The 22,718-nt window shown below is 50.7% G+C and carries 13 protein-coding genes; 8 read left to right on the top strand and 5 right to left on the bottom strand.

Annotated elements, in window-relative coordinates; all coding sequences use genetic code 11:
* Nucleotides 1–370: 370 nt before the first annotated feature.
* The gene (locus RAC89_RS25050) at nucleotides 371–793 is read right to left on the bottom strand and encodes a GtrA family protein (RefSeq protein WP_306616466.1); all 423 of its coding nucleotides are present in this window, start codon (nucleotides 791–793) and stop codon (nucleotides 371–373) included.
* A 215-nt stretch (nucleotides 794–1,008) separates the two neighbouring features.
* Here RAC89_RS25050 and RAC89_RS25045 point away from each other — a divergent pair, with 215 nt between their 5' ends.
* Nucleotides 1,009–4,905, top strand: a complete 3,897-nt coding sequence (locus RAC89_RS25045; RefSeq protein WP_306616465.1) for an Ig-like domain-containing protein — start codon at nucleotides 1,009–1,011, stop codon at nucleotides 4,903–4,905.
* Between the two features lie 117 nt (nucleotides 4,906–5,022).
* Here the strand turns inward: RAC89_RS25045 and RAC89_RS25040 are convergent, their stop codons facing one another.
* Nucleotides 5,023–5,997: an NADP-dependent oxidoreductase gene (locus RAC89_RS25040; RefSeq protein ID WP_306617777.1), complete on the bottom strand. Its 975-nt coding sequence runs from the start codon at nucleotides 5,995–5,997 to the stop codon at nucleotides 5,023–5,025.
* Between the two features lie 215 nt (nucleotides 5,998–6,212).
* Here RAC89_RS25040 and RAC89_RS25035 point away from each other — a divergent pair, with 215 nt between their 5' ends.
* Both RAC89_RS25035 and RAC89_RS25030 read left to right on the top strand, forming a co-directional pair.
* A complete protein-coding gene (locus RAC89_RS25035; RefSeq protein WP_306616464.1) occupies nucleotides 6,213–7,097 on the top strand; it encodes a LysR family transcriptional regulator in 885 nt (294 codons plus the stop codon).
* A 230-nt stretch (nucleotides 7,098–7,327) separates the two neighbouring features.
* Nucleotides 7,328–9,652: a right-handed parallel beta-helix repeat-containing protein gene (locus RAC89_RS25030; protein WP_306616463.1), complete on the top strand. Its 2,325-nt coding sequence runs from the start codon at nucleotides 7,328–7,330 to the stop codon at nucleotides 9,650–9,652.
* 104 nt (nucleotides 9,653–9,756) lie between these two features.
* Here the strand turns inward: RAC89_RS25030 and RAC89_RS25025 are convergent, their stop codons facing one another.
* Nucleotides 9,757–10,791 carry a LacI family DNA-binding transcriptional regulator gene (locus tag RAC89_RS25025; RefSeq protein ID WP_306616462.1) on the bottom strand — a complete coding sequence of 345 codons (1,035 nt, stop codon included), beginning with the start codon at nucleotides 10,789–10,791 and terminating at the stop codon, nucleotides 9,757–9,759.
* A 236-nt stretch (nucleotides 10,792–11,027) separates the two neighbouring features.
* Here RAC89_RS25025 and RAC89_RS25020 point away from each other — a divergent pair, with 236 nt between their 5' ends.
* Complete coding sequence (locus RAC89_RS25020; RefSeq protein WP_306616461.1) at nucleotides 11,028–12,338, top strand: ABC transporter substrate-binding protein; 1,311 nt, start codon at nucleotides 11,028–11,030, stop codon at nucleotides 12,336–12,338.
* Between the two features lie 65 nt (nucleotides 12,339–12,403).
* Here RAC89_RS25020 and RAC89_RS25015 read toward each other — a convergent pair whose 3' ends face one another.
* Nucleotides 12,404–15,943, bottom strand: a complete 3,540-nt coding sequence (locus RAC89_RS25015) for an OmpL47-type beta-barrel domain-containing protein (protein ID WP_373430104.1) — start codon at nucleotides 15,941–15,943, stop codon at nucleotides 12,404–12,406.
* A gap of 216 nt (nucleotides 15,944–16,159) precedes the next feature.
* Nucleotides 16,160–18,079 carry a hypothetical protein gene (locus RAC89_RS25010; protein ID WP_306616459.1) on the bottom strand — a complete coding sequence of 640 codons (1,920 nt, stop codon included), beginning with the start codon at nucleotides 18,077–18,079 and terminating at the stop codon, nucleotides 16,160–16,162.
* Between the two features lie 246 nt (nucleotides 18,080–18,325).
* On the opposite strand from RAC89_RS25010, the gene RAC89_RS25005 reads away from it, so the two are divergent.
* The 4 genes from RAC89_RS25005 to RAC89_RS24990 all read left to right on the top strand — a co-directional run bounded on the left by RAC89_RS25005 (nucleotide 18,326) and on the right by RAC89_RS24990 (nucleotide 22,663).
* Nucleotides 18,326–18,940 carry an acetylglutamate kinase gene (locus tag RAC89_RS25005; RefSeq protein WP_306616458.1) on the top strand — a complete coding sequence of 205 codons (615 nt, stop codon included), beginning with the start codon at nucleotides 18,326–18,328 and terminating at the stop codon, nucleotides 18,938–18,940.
* A gap of 109 nt (nucleotides 18,941–19,049) precedes the next feature.
* The gene (locus tag RAC89_RS25000) at nucleotides 19,050–19,460 is read left to right on the top strand and encodes a DUF1259 domain-containing protein (protein ID WP_284645648.1); all 411 of its coding nucleotides are present in this window, start codon (nucleotides 19,050–19,052) and stop codon (nucleotides 19,458–19,460) included.
* 211 nt (nucleotides 19,461–19,671) lie between these two features.
* Complete coding sequence (locus RAC89_RS24995; protein WP_306616457.1) at nucleotides 19,672–22,032, top strand: EAL domain-containing protein; 2,361 nt, start codon at nucleotides 19,672–19,674, stop codon at nucleotides 22,030–22,032.
* Between the two features lie 97 nt (nucleotides 22,033–22,129).
* Complete coding sequence (locus tag RAC89_RS24990; RefSeq protein WP_306616456.1) at nucleotides 22,130–22,663, top strand: hypothetical protein; 534 nt, start codon at nucleotides 22,130–22,132, stop codon at nucleotides 22,661–22,663.
* The last annotated feature ends 55 nt before the right edge of the window (nucleotides 22,664–22,718 follow it).

The following is a 22,718-nucleotide window of genomic DNA, read 5'->3' as shown; positions in this document are numbered from 1 at the left end:
CTGGGCTATAGGATATTCTGCGAGTCAATACATGATATAAAGCAATGTAGAGCAGGCCGACAAAACCGATTATGGAAATAATCTCCCTCCTCTGCACTTTTCTATAGTTGGTTAATTATGGAATGAATCCCCTTTCATAACGAATTATAGGTTTGCTTATCATTACTCACAATACACATTATTTAACTTCCTTGGTTTTCATCGGTTTCTGGATAAGGGGATGTAGGAGGGGGCAGCATTCGCATGGAGCATAATCATTTGATAAGAAAATTTCGCTGCGGTAACGATCGGGTAAGCAGCGTGATCCCTTGCCCCCATAGGGCTGCGAGAGCAAATAAACGATAATCAAAAATGTAAGATAATCATTAGATTAGGAATTTATGGAATCTTGGAATACAGGCTTCCGTTCACGAAACACCCAGTATTTATTGCCGATAAATTGAAGGAGCATCCCGGCACAAGTGGCCGCAAGCTTGCTTGTCACGTTAGACCAACCCAGGCTATACAAGCATTGGGTTAGCACCAAGGAAGAGATTCCAAGCGAAACGGCATTCAGTGTAAGAAATCGAAATAAGGCCCCGCAGGCATATTGTGCCGGGTTCGCTTGGGTTCGAAAGGTCCATCGTTTATTCATCGCATAACTGTTCAAGGTCCCGCCGGCATAAGAAATACATTGTGCAATCATATAAGCTACGCCGAGCTTCGTTAATATCAAATAGAGACCAATGTCCAGTAACGTATTGAGGCATCCGACGGTATGAAATTTGATCAATTGACGGACTGTCTTTTGCATTTGTTTTGAGACCGGCAACACCAACACCATCACCTCATCTTGATCATGTCCTTAAAGCGCCGGGGGCATGCAGTTACGACCCATTATACACCAGTTTCTGCATAGTAGCCCTATAAAATAAAATGTTACACCTATAATGAGCACTAGCGATTTACTGTATAATTTTCAATTGAAGGTAAATTATTCCATTAAATTAATTGCGAAGGAGGCATCATGTGAAGGTAAAGAAGCTTGCTTGTTCATCCTTATTATCCGTAGCCTTACTTGTCGGTGCGGTACCCGTTTTTGCATCCGATACAGCCCCCCTCTCCGCTCTGCCCGCTTTCCCCGGTGCGGAAGGAGGCGGTATGTATACAACGGGAGGTCGTGGAGGCGAGGTCTATGAGGTGACCAACCTCAACGATTCCGGACCCGGCTCTTTACGGGATGCGGTCAGTAAAGGAAACCGGACCGTTGTGTTCCGTGTTTCCGGTAACATCGATCTGGCTTCGCCGCTGAACATTACCGGCTCGAACATTACGATCGCAGGGCAAACGGCCCCGGGAGACGGCATCAGCGTGAACAATCACTCGACGTATATTAAAGCCGACAATGTTATCATTCGTTATATGCGTTTCCGGATGGGGGACCGAACCCCTTCGGCGGGTGATGCGATGACGATCGACAAACGCAAAAATATTATGATCGACCATTGCTCCATCACATGGGCAATCGATGAGGTGCTTTCCCCGCAAGAAAGCGATAATCTAACGGTTCAATGGTCCATCGTCGGCGAGGCGCTCCACATGTCGAAGCATGAGAAAGGAAGGCACGGCTTTGGCGGGCTTTGGGGCGCCGGTAACAACTCCTATCATCACAACATTCTGGTTCACAACAGCAGCCGAAACCCCCGCTTTAAAGGAAGAACGGAAGAAGATAAACGGAATATGGACTACCGAAACAATATCGTTTACAACTGGAATTATAAAACCGCTTACGGCGGGAACGGCGCTTACGTCAACATGGTGAACAATTATAATAAATACGGCCCGGATACCGTGCTAGATGCAAGGGAGCTTGTCCTAGATGATATCGGCGGCGTTGGCCGATGGTACATAGAGGGTAACTATATTGAAGGCTCTCCCCGGGTTACGGCGGATAATTGGGCGGGCGTATTCGATTTTGAGCCGGGGAATGTTAAACTCTCGGAGCCTGTTCCCTTCCATACCGTCACTACCCATACGGCTCAGGAAGCCTATGAGCTTGTTCTAGACCAGGCCGGAGCGATTCTGCCGAAGAGAGATTCCGCGGATGCGCGAATCATTAATGACATTAAGAATCGAACGGGACGTCAGATTAACAGTCCTGTAGAGGTTGGTGGCTGGCCGGAATTACTGAGTTCTCCTGCACCGGCGGACACGGATCACGACGGCATGCCTGATGCCTGGGAGATCTCTCAGGGCTTGGATCCGAATGAAGCGGCGGACCGGAACGCCGATGCGGATGGGGACGGCTATACGAATCTGGAGGAATACTTGAATTCCATCGTCAGCATCGGCTCGCAAAATCCGGTCGTTCGAATTACCACGCCGACTATAAATAGCATATCCGCTCAAGGAAGCACCTTGGCCGTGGAGGCGAATGCGTTCGACCCGGACGGCAGCATCAGCAAAGTAAAATTTTACCGTAATGACGTACTGATGGGTGAAGACGACACCGCGCCGTATCAGTTCACTTGGACGGATGTACCGGAAGGAACGTATTATCTCGTGGCCAAGGCCATCGATAACAGCGGAACTGCCACCGATTCGTCAGCCGTTCCGGTCCATATTAACGCTTCCGGCGATATTTCTCCCTGGAGCTCCGTCGATATCGGCTCCCCCGGACTACCAGGGCACGCGAATCTCCAAGACGGTGTTCTAACCGTAAAAAGTGCAGGCAACATCAGCGGTCCCGTCGAGTCGTTCCACTATGCCTATCAGAAGCTGACGGGTGACGGTGAACTCATTGCTCGTATTGATAAAATTACACACACGACTCCGCTTGCCAAAGCAGGTGTGATGATCAGGGAATCCCTGTCTCCCGGATCCCGCTTCGGGCTCATGGGGCTTGCCGTAAGGGGCGACGGTCACGTAGCGGAATTTTACAGCAGAGACACCGAAGGCGGAGCGATTGCCGAGACGCCGCCGCTGCCTTCCATTAATCCTCCCTTCTATATGAGGATAGTGAAGTTCGGTGATACGGTTACAGGCTACATTTCCCAGCAGGGAATCTCCTGGACTCCTATTTCCTCTATGAAGCTGGAGGCTAACGAGGTTTACATCGGGTTGATGGCGGATGCCGCCAAAGAAAACAACCTGATTGAGAACTATAATAAATCGCTCTTTTCGCAAATTCAGTTCAACAAGTTCCCTCCGCTTCCATATAAGGTAACGAACGTTTCATTATCCCGAGGCCCGAATGATTTACTACTAACCTGGTCCGCTTCAGAAAGAGCAACTGCTTATCAAGTGAAACGAGGCTTAACCCCCGGCGGGCCTTACAAGACGGTAGCAACCGTATCGGCGACGGAATATGCGGATGCGGAGGTGGAAGCGGGCGTCAACTACTTCTATGTCATCCAAGCACTCAATGCTAACGGGCCGAGCCTGGAAAGCTCGGAGGAACGGAACGGAGCACTGCTTGGGATGCCTGCCGCCGTTTATTTAATTAATAATGACTTTGAAGATACAGCCATCGGAACCATACCGGAAGGTTATGATTTCAGACCTACACCGGGTACCGAGCTGAATCATGTCAAGGTGGATGCCGTTCCCGCGGCGCCTGCCGGCAACAACTCCAAGCAGCTGTTGAATTTATACGATAACAGCACGAGCCAAACTCGCGCATCCAAGAGCTTTCCTGCCCAAACCGGTGTGATCATAGCGGAAGCCAGCATTATGCAAACCGAAGGTGCGGATTACCCTCGCGTCCTCAGACTCTTGGATGTGCCGTTCGGCAAGCATTATGTCGAGCTGTTCTCCGGGTACGGCGCAGGCTGTCCTACCTCCTACTGCTTCTATTATAGAAAATCGGACGATAGCAACGGGAAGGCGGCGCCGCTTCCGACGAATAACGAATTCAAGCCGAATACATGGTACAAAATCAAAGTTATCGCTAATGTGCAAACCCAGTCAGCCGAAGTATTTATCAATGGCGTATCGTCAGGAATAATTCCGTTCCATAAGAACAAAGGCTGGCCGAATGCCGCCAGTCTGAGTGCGGTAGATTTCCTGTCATCCGCTACACACAAGGTCAATGAATATATTGATGATGTTCGGGTAGGTGTACCGGCCATCGGTGCTCCTTCAGGGGTTACCGCCGCAGTATACGGCAACTCAGCCCGAATCGAATGGGAGCCGCTAGCGGGAGCGACCTCTTACCATATTTATCGCAGCGAAGGCGAGAACGGCCGCTTTACACTATTGGCTTCTGCACAAAACGAATTCAGCTACACGGACAATACCTTGGCTTACGATCGAACGTATCGATATGCTGTTGCCGCTGTGAATAACTCCATTGAAGGCACCTATTCAACCCCGGCCACCGTACAGACAGTAAGCCCGTTAGTAATCCAACTGGATACGCCTAGCGCCACCGTAACCCAAGCAACATACTTCACGCTCAGCGGGAGTGTGAACCGGATGGCTCAGGTTACGGTCAATGGAACGGAGGTTGCGGTAGATCCAGCGCTTCGTTTCACACACACCGTTCAGCTGAACGAAGGCTTGAATGTGATTGCAGTGGAGGCCGTCGATGCCTTAGGCAATCAGGCTGCACCTGCAAGTCTCACGATGACGCGCGATACTACGGCACCCACCATCTCGATCCGTAATCCCCGCGTGAACAATAATGGGATGGATGATCAAGTGCCGGAAGGAAGCTATACCCTTGTCGGCCAGCTCAGTGAGCCCGGAAGACTCACTGTGGACGGCATTCCGGTCATCGTTCTTCCTGACTTGACCTATTCGTTCGTCATATCGCTCCATCAAGGGCGCAACAGAATCGTACTGGAGGCCCAGGATCTAGCCGGTAATCACGCCGATCCACTCATCTGGGAGGTTGTCGCGACAAGGCACGGCCATAACAAATAATCAGCAAAACCGGCTGCACCAAGCATTCCTTGGGCAGCCGGTTTCTTTGCTGTCTGAATACATTTCTAATATTCAGTAAAAATTTTCCTACACCGATGCGGGATTCACAGGGAACGATCATCGCGAGGGCGTCGGTGTATCGGCAGCGGCAGTGTTCTTACGAAGAAGCCATTCGTCGACGTCCCCTATCCTGATCACTACCTTGCCGCGCCCATGACCCAGCTCCACCTCGCGGTGAGCGTCTGCAGCCCGATCCAGCGGGTACACGCTTCGGACATGAATTCGAAGCTTATGAGCCTCATACAGCTTCACCAAAGCAGCCAGTCTCTCTGCCGACCGTTTGCTTCGTATACCGATAATGCCCAGCACCTCCGCTTCGTCGAAAGCTACAATCGTTCCAACCCGATTACGATTATGGACAAGTCCTGTGCCAATCACCAGTCCGTCCCCGCCAGCAGCATCCAGCATAGCGTCAACTCCCTCAGGGAAAAGTGCCCGGATATGATCCGCCATCCCTTCCCCATATGGAACAGGGATAGCTCCTAGACTTGTTAGATACGCATGGTTACCAGGGCTTGCCGTACCGATGACTTTAACACCTTGAGCTTGGGCGATTTGCACCGCTGCAGTGCCGACCGCTCCGGCCGCTCCGTTAATAAGCAAGGTTTCACCCGGAGCGATGCGGAGCTCCTCTAACGCCGTATGCGCCGTCTGTCCCGATGCGGAGAATCCGCCGGCCTCCTCCCATGGCATACCTTTTGGCTTACCAACAAGCTGAAGCTCCGATACCGTTACATATTCCGCATAAGCATTCAACAGACGAAACCCGATCACCTCATCGCCGGCTCGAAAATGGGTTACACCCGCCCCGATCCGATCCACAATACCGGCAAATTCATTGCCCGGAATGGCGGGTAATCGTAACTCCGCTCCCGGCGGTGTCCACCCCCTCCGAACTGCACAATCCGCAGGCTGTACACCGGCTGTAATTACACGAACTCGCACCTCGCCGACACCGGGTTCCGGTTTTTCAAACAACATCACTTCAAGAACCTCCGGTCCCCCAAACCTGTTAAACCCTGCTGCTCTCATGTTCATGAATCGATCGTCCTTTCCCCGTTTATCCATAATGAGTCCAGTAACGTACAACAATAAGAGCCGAACGAATCTCCCCTAGGACAACATTGCACATGGTTGCATTCATAACAGCAAGTACGGTTATTATTGTAGGAGATGTTTGTTATAATTAAAAATACATCTTGAATTATGCTCTTTATTCCTTGAAGTATATAAAGGGGTGTTTAGTCGTGGAACTGCTTCAATTACAGTATTTTCGTACCGTGGCTCGTCTTGAACATATGACCCGGGCGGCGGAGGAGCTTCATATTGCACAGCCTGCACTAAGCAAAACAATTGCTCGATTGGAGGAAGCTGTCGGAGTCCCTCTTTTTGACCGTCATGGACGGCAGATTAGGCTGAATACATACGGAAAAATATTTTTGGAGAAAACGGAGACCGCACTAAGCGCTTTGGAGGAAGGGAAACGGCAAATTGCCGATATGGCTGGCCTTGAGCAGGGAAGCATTTACTTGGCTACTCCTACAGTCAATCGTCTGACCGGTCCTCTTGGAGCATTTCTTTCCTTGCATCCCGGCGTGAAGTTTCATCTGACACAGGCTACTGCCGAGGAAATGGAGGAGCTGCTCGAGGCCGGAAGGATCGATTTCGGTTTTACGGCACTTCCTCTCTCCCGACCGGGATTGCGTGATCAGGCTGTGATGAAGGAAGATGTGTTTATCGCCGTTCCCCCAGGACACCGCTTGGCACGGCGAGTCCGCATTGATCTTAGTGAAGTGGCCGGGGAGCCCCTTATTGGGTATACTAAGGACCACATCTATCGGGTGAGAGATGACGAGCTGTTCCGCAGAGCCGGCATGAAGCCCAATTATGTTTGTGAGGTAAGCGACCCGGCGGCCAAGATTAGTCTGGTGAAGGCTGGGCTCGGACTCTCATTGGTAGGCGCATGTAACAAGAGCGATGACTCGCCATTAGCTGAACTGCTGCTTCTTGGAATCGATAGCCCTGCCTGCCAAAGCTCCTTTTTTCTAGTGTGGCACGATAAACATTATTTATCAAAAGCAGCGCTTGCATTTCGGGATTTTATTGTGCAATTTTTCGATCAACAGCGCTGACGGAATACGATTGTCGGTTGTGGATTCGGATATTCCCGATGATAGTTTCGAGATAATGAGAGCGGAACGCCCCACTCCGGCTCCGCCAAAACGGAATATACAATATTCTTGTAGATTGCCGGCTGGAATCGTTAACGATAAACTGGTGTTAATCCAGAAAAAGGGAGGCGATAAGAAGATCTGAACTTGGGTTCTCGGCGGATTCACCAAAAAATGAAGGAGGAAAATGGATGAGGATAAACAAAATGGGTCTTACCGTGACGGCCGCCCTGCTGCTGGCCTCTGTCGGCATTTTGCCGGAAGAAGCTCCTGCTGCAGCCGCCGTCCAGGCGACCTACTACGCTTCTCCAACCGGAAGCGGCACCGCTTGTTCCGTATCGGCCCCATGTTCCCTGACAGGGGTTAGGGACAAAGTGCGCACGGTTAATCCCAGCATGACCGGGGACATTGTCGTTATGCTTCGCGGCGGATTGTATACGCTTACAGATTCGTTGGTCCTCGATTATCGCGATTCAGGTATGAACGGCCACCGGGTCGTCTGGAAAAACTACACCGGCGAAACCCCCGTCATCTCGGGAGGACAATCGCTTACCGGAGGCTGGACCCTGCATGACTCCATAGCAGGCATCTACAAGAAAACCGGCGTCACCTCCCGATTCCGTCAGCTGTACGTAGGAGAGACGGCCGCCGTTCGCGCCCGTACGCCGAACCTGACCGACGCCAACTCGCTTGGCGCCTACTACGACGCGATCAGCGCCGATGTAACAACCAGACAATACAAAATCAACAAGGCAGAGATATCTTCATGGAATCATCTCAATCAGGTCGAGATGGTGCTTCAGCCCCATTGGTATCATAACCGGCTAAGAATCGCTTCATTTACGACGGATGCGAGCTACGCCTATGTCAGCTTTCTCTCGCCGGAGCAAAGCAGCGCTTTTACAAAATCCGTTCCCTTCTATACCTCCAATGCGTATCACTTTGAGAACGCCTACGAAATGCTTGATTCCCCCGGAGAATGGTATCTGGACCGTTCCGCCAATATCCTCTACTACAAGCCGCGGAGCGGTGAAAATATGGCAAGTGCGACGGTAACCGCTCCCGTTGTGGATGTCTTGCTGCAGCTGAACGGAACGGCCGCGAATCCGATCCATCACCTCGAATTCAGTGGACTGACCTTTCGGCACAGCGGTTGGGACGGTCCAAGCAGCAGCGGCCTTGTGGCTACCCAAGCCGTCTCCCCTATCACCTCTTTAACAGTTCCGGGAAGCGTCCAGGCCACTTACGGCTACCAGCTCCGTTTTACAAGCAATACCTTCCGACAGCTTGGAGCCACAGGGCTGAAGCTCGGCAATGGGATCAAGATGAGCCAAATTGTAAGCAATACCTTCGAAGCTATTGCAGCTAACGGTATCGAACTTCGTTCCCCCAAAACGGCTTCCATCACCGATCTGACATCACAGGTGCTGATCGGCAACAACACCGTCTCGCGCGTTGGACAGCAGTATACGAATGGCATAGGCATAGTAGGCTATTTTGTTCAAAGCGTCGTTATCGAGCACAACGAGATCTCGTACTCTCCTTATATGGGGATACAGCTTGGCGGCCAGGCGGGCTGCAATTGTGAAGCCGGGATGCGGAAGAACCGAATCCGCGCCAATCGCATCCATCATGTGATGCAGCTTCACGATGACGGAGGAGCCATTTATACGCTGGGCCGGCAGCCCGGAACGATTGTCGATCGAAATTACATCCATGATTTGAGCAAAAGCGCCTATGCAATGGGTTACCCTGTCGCCGGTCTCTATCTCGACAATTATAGCGAGTACATCCGTGTACAAAACAATGTCCAATCATCGATCGATACAGCATCGGGTGCAGCTCTGACCTACGAGCAGACTGGTGTCGGGGCCATGAATAATCTATGGTCCGGAAACGAAACGCAGGATCCCGCGGTCAAGGGCGAAGCAGGCGTTAGCTCCGCCTACACGGAATCCCCCATCGTCCTGTTGGAGGAAGACTTCGACGGAGGAACAGCCGGCACAATACCTGCAGGATGGACGGTTACCACCGGCAGCGGCAGTGTACAAACAGCCAATATGCCGAGCACGACGGATAAAAGCGTGCTGCTGAGCAAGTCCGTCTCCGCAACAACGACGAATGCCCAAATAACATGGGCACCTTCCGCCGGGATTGTCTCCCTTCAGCTTCGGGTTCGCCCTGAGCAGACGGGCGGCTGGAAGATGGCTCCCTATATTCTCGACGGCTCAGGAACACCGGCTATAAGTGTAGCTTTCGATTCCGGCTCCATTAAGGCCTATAACGGTACCACACTGACTACCCTGCAAAGCTTTACGGCGGGTACTTGGTATGAGCTGCTGTTGGTGATGAATACCGATACCGACAAGTTCGATCTGTATGTGGACGGGATCCGCCGTCTTGCGAATGCCGACTTCCGCAGCGCTGCGGCCAATCTGGGCGGCGTTCGGCTTGGCATTGGCGATGGACATACAGGGAGCTTTTACTTTGATCAGTTGAAGGTAGAAGCACCTTAATCGCTTTCTGTTTACTACAGAGGCCGACTCTGAACCAGCATGCCGGTTCAGGTTCGGCCTCTAGGCATCAGTACGGCGGCTTCTGTGGCTTGCAATATTTCCATTCACAAATTCCTGACGGTCGACCCATTGTAGAACGTGCCTTGTACGCGAATATGCTCGTAAGGCATTTGAGTATTGGCGATCCGCCACAGCATTCGGTCGGCGGCCCGGTACCCCGTCTCCTGCATAAACAGCACGGGACGTGTAATATCCGGAACGATGCTGGCCTGCAGGTAATCGATAAGGATAATCGACATATCCCCGGGTATCTTAAGGCCGGCTTCGCTGCAGGCATAGAACAGCCAGGACAAATTGGTCGATTGGGAAGAACAGATCAGTGCCGTCGGATTGTTGCGCTCAAGATGACTTTGGAACGTCGCAATCCACTTCGGATCAATCGTGGAGAGCCCGATAAAATGGCTGCTCTCTTCAACCTCAATGCCTGCCTGCTTCATCGTCAGCTGAAATGCGTCCCAGCGATGCTTGTACCCTCGGGTTTTGGTCGTATCTCCAACGTACATGATATTGCGATGACCGTTTGCAATTAAATGATGCACCGATTGAATGGTGGCTTCGTGAATATCCCAAATGATACTGTCCACCTTAGCACCTAGAGGTGGAAAATTAATCAGTACCCGCGGATGCTTCAGCTCAAGCAGTAAGGCCTCCAGCGGCTCAGGAATCAGCGGGGCAATAAACAATCCGTCCGAGTACACGATGCCCTCTTGCTCCGCCCAATCCTCGAACCCTTCGGGTGACAGCGACTGCGGCATGAAGACGATATCAACCTTGTGGCCCAGCTCCAGCATCCTTTCCTTCAAGCCAATGAACAATTGCTGAATGGTATAAGAATAATGTGAGCTGGTAACCAACAGGAAACGCCTTTGCTGAATGGAGAGCCGTGGAATTCCCTCATATAGGAGGCTTCGCTCCTGATCCTTCGTCAAATATCCGAGCTCCTTGGCCAGTTGTATGACTTCTTTTCTTGTCGTCTCGGACATCCCGGGAAGCCCGCGCAGCGCTTTGGATACGGTGTACACGCTTAACCCCAGCTTTTCGGCTAACATAGGCAAAGTGACAGACTTTTTTCTGGCCATAGGATACACATGCCCTTTCATTTTATATTCAACAAAAACTCAACTATATCATGCTTATATTTTATTGTACCATAACGTTATCCCCCGCTAGAACACGTTTCATCTGCTGAACGAATGAACTGCTGAATTGGAAAATGACAGCGTTTTCGTTTAGAAAAGCGCGCATGACACAGACACCAATGAGATTTATTGACAGGGACCTGCTGAACACTATTGAAAAACGGAGGTTGATTGTCATGGTAAAAAAGAGAAAAGCCGTTTGGGTAAGCTGCCTTTTGAGCGTTGCTTTAATGTCCGGCTGCAGCGGAGGCGAAGCGGTCAAATCAACAGGGGAGCCCGCTCCACCGAAGTCGAAGGATCCGGTAACTCTGACCTGGTATTTCGCGCAAAGTACGCTTGAGGCTACATTGGACCCTGCGATCCAGGATGCCTTAAAAGCAAAATTTCCCCATATTACCTTGAACTTTATAAACAGAGGGAAAGGAAGCGAGTATGCCGATTTGATCGCACAGGGTACGCTGCCGGACATTATTTATGAATCTGCCGCATTTACCACAAGCAGGGTCATTACGAACGGCTTCCACTACGACTTGCAGGATCTGGTCAAGAAGCATAACTTCAATCTGGATGCCATCGAGCCCAACGTGCTGGCCCATACGCTTGCCCAAAGCAGTGAGAAGAAGCTATACAGCCTGCCTTTAACAATGAATAAGTATGCTTTATTTTACAATAAGGATATTTTCGACCGGTTTGGCGTCGCATACCCGAAGGACGGCATGACATGGGACGATGTGTATGAGCTTTCCCGGGCTTTGACCCGGACGGACGGAGCGGTTACGTATCAAGGGTTTACAACGCAGCCCAACAATATTATGCTGAATAACCAGCTGTCTCTCAGCCCTCTCCATCCGAAGGAAGACAAAGCAACTATTCATAATGACGGCTACAAGCTGCTGTATGACAACTTGAAGCGCTTCTTCGATATCCCGAATGCCGTCATCGCACCCCTCGGCGATTTCTCTAAGGGAACGATCGCAACCATGGTCAACAGCCATCCCGGCATTATCGGCGCCGTTCGCGCCAACCCTCAGCTCAATTGGGATGTGGTGTCGGTTCCAAGCCTGAAGGAGAAGCCGAATGTCGGGTTCAAGCCCGCTACCTTGTCGCTGTTCGTCGCCCAGACGTCAAAGTACAAGGACGAGGCCTTCGAGGTCATCGCTTATATGCTCTCCGAGGAAATGCAGACGCTTCTGTCCAAGAATGGACAGGGAACCACTCTTAAGAGCTCTGCCGTGAAGAAGGCGTTCGGGCAAAATGTTCCGGAATGGCAGGGCAAAAACGTAGGTGCCCTATTCTATTATCCAGATGCACCTCCATCGGAGCCGCGGGATTCCCAGCTGACCGATGTCGGCGTCGACTTCGGCACTTCCTTCGCAACCATGGTTAAGGATAAGACGGATTCGAACACGGCACTAAGAAGCTTCGAGGAGCAGATCAACCAAGCCATCGAAACGGCCAAGGCAGCGAAGGCGGCAAAGCCCAAGTAACAATGGTTTGGAAAAAGCGTTTGGTCACATGACCAAACGCTTTTTTCGGCATGCAGTGTATTGAACTATTCATTACTTGCGTCGTGTGGAATCGTGACCGTGGCCGTGCCGCTGCTCTGGTGCCCCGCCCGGTCCGTTGCCGTATAGGTAATGGTGTACACCCTCCCCGTTCCCTCGCCTGCTCTTGCCGCCTTCAGCAGGAATTCGGTATCGTACGTACCATATTCCGCTTCCGCCGCACCTTCAGGGTCCGGTTCGCTGCTTTCAATAGAATCCAGCGTAACGGAGCTTATACCCGAGATACGGTCAGCCTCCTGCACGTTCATCCGAATCGGCACCGTACGCCCGTTGGGCGGCCAAAGCTTTGCCTGGTCCGGTACAACAACAATCGTCGGAGCCGTTAAGTCGATCTGTACCGAAGCGGTGCGAATCTCTTCTGTGTTTCCAGCCCGATCAGAGCTGCGGTATTCCAGCACATGCCTCCCCTCGGAAGCGAGGGTAACAGCCCCTTCGTAGGGCTTCCACTCCCCTCCGTTCAGCCGGTATTCGGTACGCGACACGCCGGTACCTTCGTCCGTCGCGTCCAGTGTTACCGCAGTCTCGGACGTATACCAGCCGCTCTCGCCGACAGGCTCCAGAGTCGCCTTCGTAATTGGCGCCGAATCGTCGGTGGACATCGTTATCGTATAGGACAATGAGCCGCTAGCCTTCAGCATGAGCATATGAATCCGTTTGTCATAGATTCGGTAGCTCTTCTGCTCCAGAGTCGCGACGGCACCTTGGTCGAAGGTAATTTGGAGCACGGAATTCCCGCGTACGAGCGTGAAGCTTCCGCTGCTCAACGAGACTTGATCGTCCGCTCCTACCGTGATCGGTACATATTCTACAAACGGCTCCGCATGGGTAACTTGTACCGAAATACCGTCCTCGAGGAAGGTAACGGATTTCGTCCCGGCCGAACCGAGCTGGTATTGAACCTCCACCTCGCCCTGCGCTATATCGCCATGTCCGACGGCCGGCTGCAGCGTTTGTCCGTTGATTCGATAGACCGGAAGCACATTCCCGTTCTCATAAACCCGGCCGGCCGAAGCCTTCTTCGTGCCCCAAGATAATCCGCGGTTTGTTGAGGCTGACGAGGATTCGGTCTGGCTGGACAGCATGATGCCGCCTTGCGGATGCCACAGCAGTCCGAGACCGAAGGCTTGCATGGCTGCCTTGCGCGGCCCCGCGTTAAATGCCGCGTAATAATCCGGACGCCGTACGTAAGTGAACTGCAGTCCGCTGCGATCGTCATTACGCTGGTGATTGAATCGCTCGCTAGCAAGGTAAGGTAGCTGGGTAACCGCCGCCGCACGCTCGGCCTCCGTTGGGTAGTAACGGTACAGGATCCGGTTATACAGTCCGTATGGATTGTAGGAGCTGTTTCCGTTCAAGATCAGAGACGGCACATTCGGCCAGATGCCGTCCTTCACAATGTCGCTTTTGGCTTTGACAATCTCCGCCGCAACTTCCTCCTGCGTTTTGACGAAAGCTCTGGCGAGCGGGAGCTTCTCCGCGAGAGGAATATCTTTTCTTTCGTAATGGCCCGAGTCTGTACGCCCGGATGCCGCCGCATTCGACGTAAAGAACGATCCGTTCGGCTCCCGCACCAGATTGTAGGACAGCCAATCGATAAACTTGCTCTCCTTAATAATCATTTTCTGTTCCAGATCGGTATTTCTGAAATAATAATAGTCCGTCATCATATTCTGGATGTGGACCCCCATATTGTAGCCCATATCATATCCGCTGTTTTCATAATAAAAGCCGGCCGGACTAATAAAGGCGCCTGAGGATTGATCGAACCGTTCGCGCATCTTCGCTTCGATCGCCGCATCGGGATGATAAGCCAAATAAGCGGCGGTCGCCGACCACATAAGCGTATATTGATTCGTATAGGCGGTGCCATGGGTCCAGAAAGCGCTGTCGTTTAAAACGTGAACGATAGCCTTTCGGCTCGCCTCGATCACCCGATTGTATAGCGCATCATCAATGGACGGGAAGCTGGGATCCGCCGCTTTAGCCTCCTCCAGCAAGCGGACGGTTTGACCGAGAAATTGGAGAGCAAACGACGTCCCCGGCAAGTTGTAGCCTCCCGGACTATATTCGGAGAACGCCCCTTCCGGACTTTGCAAGGTTAAGAGATGCTCCAGCACAGCCTCCAGACGATACTTCACCTGCGGCATGGCATAATAAATATTCCATGACGAACGGTTCGTGTAGAAGTAGGTGAACCACAGATGATTTTCCTGAACACGCGCATTATAAGGGAAATTATCATCCGGGTTGCGGTGAACCACAATATCGATAAATCCGCGATCCGGCTCATCCAGCCGCACTGCATTCGCTACCGTGTGGAAATGCTTATAATAATAGGGAATCCCCCGGCGATCGTTGACCCACACCTCCGGTGAAATGTAATCCTCATCGGCAAAATCATCCGGGTCGATTAAGCTGAAGTCAGGAGCCGGAACGAGTCCAATGTCGCTGGTAGCGAGAACAGCCGGACCGAGCGGTTTGGAAGCATGATTCCCTAGGCTGGCCACAACGCTAAACTCATACTTGGCTTGGGGCTTAAGTTCTGTAAAGGTATAGGTCGTTCCGGTAACGGAAGCCTTCTCGCTGCCATTCTGGTATACATGGTAAACGACGCTTGAAGATGGATTGGCTTCCATGACGGCAGGCCACGTGACCGTAATGTGACTGAGACTTGATGAGGCTGACGTAATAGCGGCCCCTGCAGGCCAGTTCAGCGCCATGTTGACGGCATCCTTAAACGTGGTGCGGGCTTGCCTCAATTGGGTAAAGGCTGCTTGCAGGTCGCCCGGTATAGCATCAGGATTCGCATTCACTGATTGAGCTGTCTCAATCGCCGAAGCAAACGCGGTAACCGCCGCTTGAGGGTACTCCCCGGGGCCCTCCCCGACCACAGCACTGCTTAGCAGCGTTTGCGACGTGTCAATCTCGTCCTGCAGCGCCTGCCGGTTATATACCGAGAACAAAGTGGATTTACCGATTTGAATCGCCCAGTTGCTCGGGTGCGCTGTCGTATCTCCGAACACAATCTTGACATAACGAGTCTCGGGCGGCAAAGCCGTCGCTTCCCAGGTCACCTTCCCCCAGCCTCCGACCAACGGATCCGTGCTGACGGACTTGGTTACTCCCTGAATTGGTGTGTACACTGTATGATCAGGCGAAGCCTCGAACGACATATCCCCGGGCATGACACCAGCACCGCTTCGATTGTACCACGTCACAATTTGGAAGCCGCTCCAAATGCGTGTGTCTGCATCCGGAGTCTTATAAATCACATAAGCCTCCCCGCTCGACGACTTGTAAAATCTGGAGTTATCCCCTCCATACCTCTCCGGGCTGCTTGTGCTTACCGCCACATTGTTTGTTTTATAGAACAGCTTCGAAGTATCGGCGCTTTCGTCCACAACGACAACAGGCTCCTCGCCTGCACTCACCGGCTGGGTAAAGAGAATTGGGGATAGCAGTGCCGCCAAGATCGAAATGCATAACGTAAGCAAGGACATTAAAGTTAGGGACCGTTTCATCCTCATCAACGTGCAAGCCTCCTTTATTTCATTTCGCTTATCCTTTTCTTTTATTTCCTTAAACTAGTAAATCACCTCATTTCTATAGTAAAAAGCACTTTTCGATATTGTAGCACAAGCCATATATGTTAAAGTAAGTGCTTACAAAATAATAAGTAGAGTAAGACACAGAATTCAAAATAGTCGTAAGCTATCGATTCTGCGTCTTGATTCGGACCGTTCTTAGCGCGATCCCATCTTGATAGTATACTGGAGCGTTTGACTAGCCTTCAGTATAAGCATTTGCATTTGATAGGAATACATGTGAAAGCTCCTAGGTACAAGCTCGGCTTCAGCACCCTCATCGAAGGTAATTCGTATATTGGTATCCCCACGATTCAGCACAATACTGCCTTGCTCCAGGTCGATCTGATCCCCCGGGGCAGCCATAAGAGGAAGATATTCTTCGAACCGGTTCGGATGTCGGACGGTCACCGAAATGCTCTCTTCTCCGAAGTGAACGGTCTTCTGACCCTCGGTCCCGAGCTCGTATCTCATCGCGATATCGCCTGAAGCGATATCGCTGCATCCCCATATAGGCATCACTTCTTGACCGTCAACATAGTACCGCGGACAAACATCTCCGTTCTCGTACACACGCGGACTGTTATGATGTTTCGTGCCCCATGAGAGCCCTCTGCCTGCTTTCATGGATGCAGCTTCGGTCTGGCTGGACAGTATTATTCCGGCCCGGGGGTGCCATAGCAGCCCGATCCCGAATACCTGAGCGTTCACCTTACACGGTCCCGCATTAAACGCAGCATAATAATCCGGTCGCCGCACGTAGGTGAACTGAAGACCGCTGCGGTCGTCGCTGCGGTGATGGTTGAAGCTTTCGCTCGCGAGATACGGAAGCTTGGCGATCGCCTCCGCACGTTCGGCTTCCGTGGGATAATAGCGGTACAAGATGCGGTTGTACAGGCCGTACGGATTGAACGCACTGCCGCCTTTCCTCTGCAGCTCCGGAACATTAGGCCAGCTGCCGTCCTTCACGATCTCGCTTTTCGCTTGCTGAATCTCCAAAGCCACCTCTTCCTGCGACTTGACAAAGGCTCTAGCCAGCGGCAGCTTCTCTGCTAACGGAATATCCTTTCTCTCATAGTGAGCGGATTCCGTACGCCCGGAAACAGCAGCATTGGAAGTGAAAAATGATCCGTCCGGCTCCCGCACCAGATTGTAGGACAGCCATTCGATAAATCTGCTCTCCTTCTCGATCATTTCTTGCTCTAACGGAGTATCTTTGAAATAGTAATAGTCCGCCATCATATTCTGAATATGAACCCCCATGTTGTAGTTCATATCAAAAGCGTGATTCTCATAATAAAATCCCGCAGGGCTGATGAAGGCGCTCGCAGATTCGGTCATCCTCTCACGCAGCTTCGATTCGATTGCCCCATCCGGACGGAAGGCCAAGTAGGCGGCGGTTGCCGACCACATCAATGTATATTGATTGGTGAACCCGGTGCCGTGCTTCCAATGCGCACTGTCATGCAAGACGTGTTCAATCGCCTTACGGCTCGCATCTAATACCTTGGTATAAAGATTCTCGTTAATGAACGGGAAGTCGGGATTAGACTCCTTCGCCTCCTCCAGCAGTCGGACGGTTTGACCGAGGAATTGCAGTGCGAATGACGTTCCCGGCAAGTTGTAGCCTCCCGGGCTGTACTCGGAGAACGCTCCTTCCGGTCCCTGCAAGGTTAGCAGGTGCTCCAGTACCGCCTCCAGCCGATATTGGACCTGGGGCATGCCGTAGTACAGATTCCATGACGAAGGATTGGTGTAGAAATAAGCAAACCAGAGGTGATTCTCTTGTACTCGCGCATTATAGGGGTAGTTATGCTCTGGACTGCGATGCACCGCAATATCGACGAAACCGCGATGAGGCCCCTCCAACCGCACTGCATTGGCCACCGTGTGAAAGTGCTTGAAGTAATACGGGATTCCTCTGCGGTCGTTCAACCATACTTGTGGGGAAATGTAATCTTCATCGGCGAAATCGTCCGGACGTATCCGGCTGAAATCGGGGGCGGGGACCGGCGCCGCGCCGGCGGGCGACATTTCTGAGGGCTTGCTCGCATTCCCGCTTCCATCAATAATCATCATGGGTTCCTCCGCATCCAATAGATTGCAGCTTTGCACTTCGATCATAATACAGTCTATAAGCCTCTATCCAGTTGCGTTTTAGTTGTATTAATGAACAAAAACCCGGCACCTGTAGGTACCGGGCGATATATCTTCGTTTCACTATTCCACCTTGGTATTAAAGCGTCAAACCTATGCAAGGCAATAGCACACTTGTGTTTTTCGCCCATATACTGAAGGAAAGTAGTAAAAAGGAGCGTTACGCCAGTGAATTATGGTCCGATCTCATTTATCCATCGTCAGTCATATTCTGCTGCTTGGACACCGTCGAAAGTAGAGTTAAACCAAAAACTGAGGGCTTTATGGGAACAGCATGTGTATTGGACGAGACTAACGGTAAATAGCATCGTTGGGCGTCTTCCGGATGAGAATGTTACGACAGCCAGGCTTCTGAGAAACCCTTCCGATTTTGCCGCCGTCCTTGGGCCTCTTTACGGCTCACGTATCGCAGCGCAATTTGCCCAGCTGCTTCGGGAACATCTCACGATTGCTGCCGAACTCGTCAAAGCGCTTCAGGCGGGAAATACGGTTGCTGCTCAAGCTGCTCAAAAAAGATGGTTTAGGAACGCCGATGCTATAGCCGAATTTCTAAGCAATATCAATCCTTTTTGGTCTAGAGCCCAATGGACTGCTATGATGCATGAGCATCTGAACCTTCTCAGCAGCGAAGTGGCAGCTCGAATTGCCGGAAATTATGAAGAAAACGTCGCTACAAATGACCGAGTCGAACCACGAGCTTTAATGATGGCCGACGTGATGACGAGCGGGATCGCTGAGCAGTTTCCGACGGTCTTTTCTGCTTCCAGGGCTTGGTACTACTAATCCCAATAGGGCAAATGCCAAAATATGGTATGTGTAGGCTCATGCACAATCGCTTCCCCCCTTATTCTTATACAATATCTCATCCACAATGGGGAGGTAGATTACCAGCATGGTTAACGTTAGCCCGCGCTTCAGAAGATTGTGCAATCAGTTCTCAAGGATTTTAGGTGGAGAGCATGAAATCGATCCGGGACCTGTATGCTTTGTAAGTCGATCCAGAAGATTAAACGCTACGATTCTTGGCAGACGCACGAATTCTCCTTTAGTCCGTTATCAGCTGTTCTCCTTCGAGTCACTGGACAGCTCCGGACGCGCTTTATGCTTGGGAGAAACAGCTGTATTTCAAAATCAGGCCAATCGGTTGATTCGCAATCTCCAAAGAAATGGAATCAAAGTGACTGCTCTGCATAATCACTGGTTGAATGATAGTCCCAGGTTAATGTACATTCACTGGGAAGCCATCGACAATCCAATCGCCTTTGCGCGGAAAACGAAGCGTTCCATCGCTTTCCTCGGTTAATTGATGCACAAAGTTCATTTAGGGGTCTGCCATAGGCTGGCCCCTTTTCAACTTTCCCCTGCGAGTTGTTATATCTTTCTAAGGAAGCATTTTCAAAAGCAGCTCATACCCCATTGCCTTGTCATAATTTGTCGTTTATAATGAGCTAAAAGTCACGTAATGTGTTATCAACAATTACATCAATGGAATGTCATCGGGGGTTGAAATCACTATGCCGCTACGCAGGAAAATCATGCTCTACATACTGGTGACAACACTGATCTTGTTCTCCGTTCTTTATCTCATTTCCGAAAATACGCTGCTGGAAAATTACAAGAAGATGGAAAGCAGTACTATGCACGAGAGCATGAAACAAAGCCTACTTGCCTATTACGACGAATATACGAATCTCGGAGCGATTGCCATCAATTATGCCGGATGGGACGATACGTACAGCTTCATTAACCGAACACCCATTCCCACGCCGAACGACCCTTATCTGACAGTAAACTACACGGATTCCTTGTTTACCTCCAGCCGTTTGAACGTTGTACTGCTTATGAACAGCCGGAAGGAGGTCTATTTCGCGAAAGCATATGATTATGCAGGCTTCCGGCCGCTGAATTATCCGTCCAAGTTCATCGATGCGCTGCTAAAGGATCATTCCGCCTTTCTCGAACAACCCGATTCCTTGGCTCGAAAGCAAGGGCTGCTGGTGATCGACGGCCAGCCGATCATTGCCGCGTCTTATCCGATTTTGACCAGCGACAACCTAGGTCCCGTTCGGGGAACGCTGCTGTTTGCCCGGTTTCTCGATGCAAATTACATTCAATATATTGCTCAAAAATCGGACATGCCCTTGCAAATCAAGGTGGTGGATCCCTCCTACCGTCCGCCTGCCGAAGCTGTCCCTGTATACTTGCCCGGCAAACGTGATGCGCTGTTCTGGACGGAAACGGATGAAGATGTAAACCGCGGCTTCTGCCTGCTTACCGACTTTGAGAATCGGCCGGCGCTCGTTCTGCAGTTTGAAAAGCCCCGCGACTTATATAAGGAAGCCCAAAGGAGCATCAACTTTTATTTAGTTTATTATGCACTTTCCGCTTTACTGTTCTTTCTCATTATTATTATCGTTCTGCAGAAAACGTTGTTTACTAGACTTCAGCACACCGTGATTGGGATGAATCGCATTAAAAATCATCAGGATTTCTCGATTCGCCTTCAGGAATCCGGCAATGATGAAATGACTATGCTTGAAAGATCCTTCAATCACATGATGGCTTCTCTTCAGCAGGCGCAAACGGAAATCCACTATCAAGCCTGGCATGATACGTTAACCGGCATTCCCAATCGCAAGGCGTTTTATCAATGCTTGGAGGATTACATACACCGCAATATTCCCTTTGCCGTATTGTTCGTTGATTTGGATCGATTCAAATTGATTAACGATACGATGGGGCACAGGGCCGGTGACTTGCTGTTAATCAGTACGGCCGAAAGATTGCAGGATTGCATCGATGCAGACGATGTGCTTTGCCGCATGGGAGGAGACGAGTTTTGTATCATTACTTTCCGCAACAGGAAAGCCAGTAAGGTAGAGCATTTGGCACAGGTGATCAAGGAAACCATAGGGTCCCCCTTCGAGCTTGAAGGCTGCCGCACTATGATTTCAGCGAGTATTGGGATTAGTCTTTATCCGGAGCATGGCGACACGGCGGAAAGCTTGCTTCACTACTCCGACACGGCCATGCTGGATGTGAAGGAAGCCGGTAAAAACAACTATCGCTTGTATACCGAATCGCTTGATACGGTAAGAACCCGCAGATTGAAGATCGAACAGCATCTGAAAACCGCCATCGATAACAAGGAGCTTTCCTTGCATTATCAACCGAAGTGGAACCTTCAACTTGATAAAATGACTGGAGTCGAGGCTCTGCTCCGGTGGACGAATCCGGAGCTAGGAGCCGTATCGCCCTACGAATTCATTCCGATCATTGAATCCTCAGGATTGATTCACGATATTGGAGAATGGATTATCCGGGCAGCGTGCCGTCAATACGCTGAATGGCAAAGCCGGAATCCGGATATGTCCCTCCTGGTGGCCATTAATATTTCCGGTATCCAGCTGCTGGAGCCAGGATTTGTTGAGAGACTGCAGCTCATTTTTATGGAGGAGAAGGCAGTCCCGCATCATTTTGAGCTGGAAGTAACGGAAAGCTTCGCCATTGAAAAGTTCGATGAGATTATCGATGTTTTCCTGCGTTTGCGTGAACTCGGATTTACGCTTTCTATTGACGACTTTGGGGCAGGGTACTCTTCGATGAAATACGTGTGCCAGCTTCCCATCCATATTATGAAGATTGACAAAACCTTGATTGACCAATTGAAGGATAACCCGCGTAACCAGGTCATCATCTCTACCCTAATCGAGATGGCTCATCAACTGGATATGACCGTTGTAGCCGAAGGTGTGGAGACGGTGGAGCAGCTGGAGCTTCTGAAATCCTACCGCTGCGATCAAATACAAGGCTACTATATCAGTAAGCCGGTTCCGCCGAATCAAATTCAAGAAGCGTTAGCAGGATGTACTTAAGCAATGCCTTAAGGTACATCCTTTTTTGCATTCGTAAGGGATTATTTTCCTATTGGGATGGAAATAACTACTAGTAAAAACAAATGAGGGCTTACATATGTCGCTAACCGTAATCACGCTTTGGGCCGCATTACTTGTGCCCTGGCTCACCCTTTTTTTTCTAAAAAAAGAAGTGGTCAAAAAATATTTTCCCGTTGCCACTTTCACCGCTCTACTGGTTACCATCGTTTTTGAAATCGCCTATTCTCTTAATTGGTGGGAAATGCTCGTAAGCATTGCACCCGGGGGGGAAATCACCAACATCTCCTTTGTATACGGTGTATTTTTCATAGGGACCATCTGGATTTTTTATTTTACGTACCGTAAATTTTGGATTTTTCTTATAACGAATGTGATCATTGGTGCTATGCAGAGCTTTGTGCTTAGCCCCTATTTGTTTGAGGGCTGGCTGTTCCGGCTGAATCGGCTCAATGATTTTCAAGTATTCTTGATCATGGTCGGTTTATCACTTATTATTTATGTTTATCAGAGGTGGCAGGAAGGTGCCCTGAAGGACGTCGGTCGCAACGGGTACAACAAAGTCGAGTTTGACCTGCGAAACCCCTTATCCGCCAAAGAAAAGAGCCGCTAGGAATTAGAAAAAGAGCCTCGCAGACATGACGTCTGCAGGCTCTTTTATATGAAAT

This window comes from Paenibacillus sp. GD4, from assembly GCF_030846225.1.
GTDB lineage: Bacteria > Bacillota > Bacilli > Paenibacillales > NBRC-103111 > Paenibacillus_G > Paenibacillus_G silviterrae.
Note: the sequence above shows the minus strand (reverse complement) of the source record. Positions and strands in the feature narration are given on the sequence as shown.

Excerpts from the sequence above, each read along its gene's own strand:
- RAC89_RS25050 (WP_306616466.1), bottom strand. The coding sequence starts at position 793 with ATGCAAAAGACAGTCCGTCAATTGATCAAATTTCATACCGTCGGATGC.
- RAC89_RS25015 (WP_373430104.1), bottom strand. The coding sequence starts at position 15,943 with ATGAGGATGAAACGGTCCCTAACTTTAATGTCCTTGCTTACGTTATGC.
- RAC89_RS24995 (WP_306616457.1), top strand. The coding sequence starts at position 19,672 with ATGCCGCTACGCAGGAAAATCATGCTCTACATACTGGTGACAACACTG.
- RAC89_RS25000 (WP_284645648.1), top strand. The coding sequence starts at position 19,050 with ATGGTTAACGTTAGCCCGCGCTTCAGAAGATTGTGCAATCAGTTCTCA.
- RAC89_RS25025 (WP_306616462.1), bottom strand. The coding sequence starts at position 10,791 with ATGGCCAGAAAAAAGTCTGTCACTTTGCCTATGTTAGCCGAAAAGCTG.
- RAC89_RS25040 (WP_306617777.1), bottom strand. The coding sequence starts at position 5,997 with ATGAGAGCAGCAGGGTTTAACAGGTTTGGGGGACCGGAGGTTCTTGAA.
- RAC89_RS25010 (WP_306616459.1), bottom strand. The coding sequence starts at position 18,079 with ATGATGATTATTGATGGAAGCGGGAATGCGAGCAAGCCCTCAGAAATG.
- RAC89_RS24990 (WP_306616456.1), top strand. The coding sequence starts at position 22,130 with ATGTCGCTAACCGTAATCACGCTTTGGGCCGCATTACTTGTGCCCTGG.
- RAC89_RS25030 (WP_306616463.1), top strand. The coding sequence starts at position 7,328 with ATGAGGATAAACAAAATGGGTCTTACCGTGACGGCCGCCCTGCTGCTG.
- RAC89_RS25020 (WP_306616461.1), top strand. The coding sequence starts at position 11,028 with ATGGTAAAAAAGAGAAAAGCCGTTTGGGTAAGCTGCCTTTTGAGCGTT.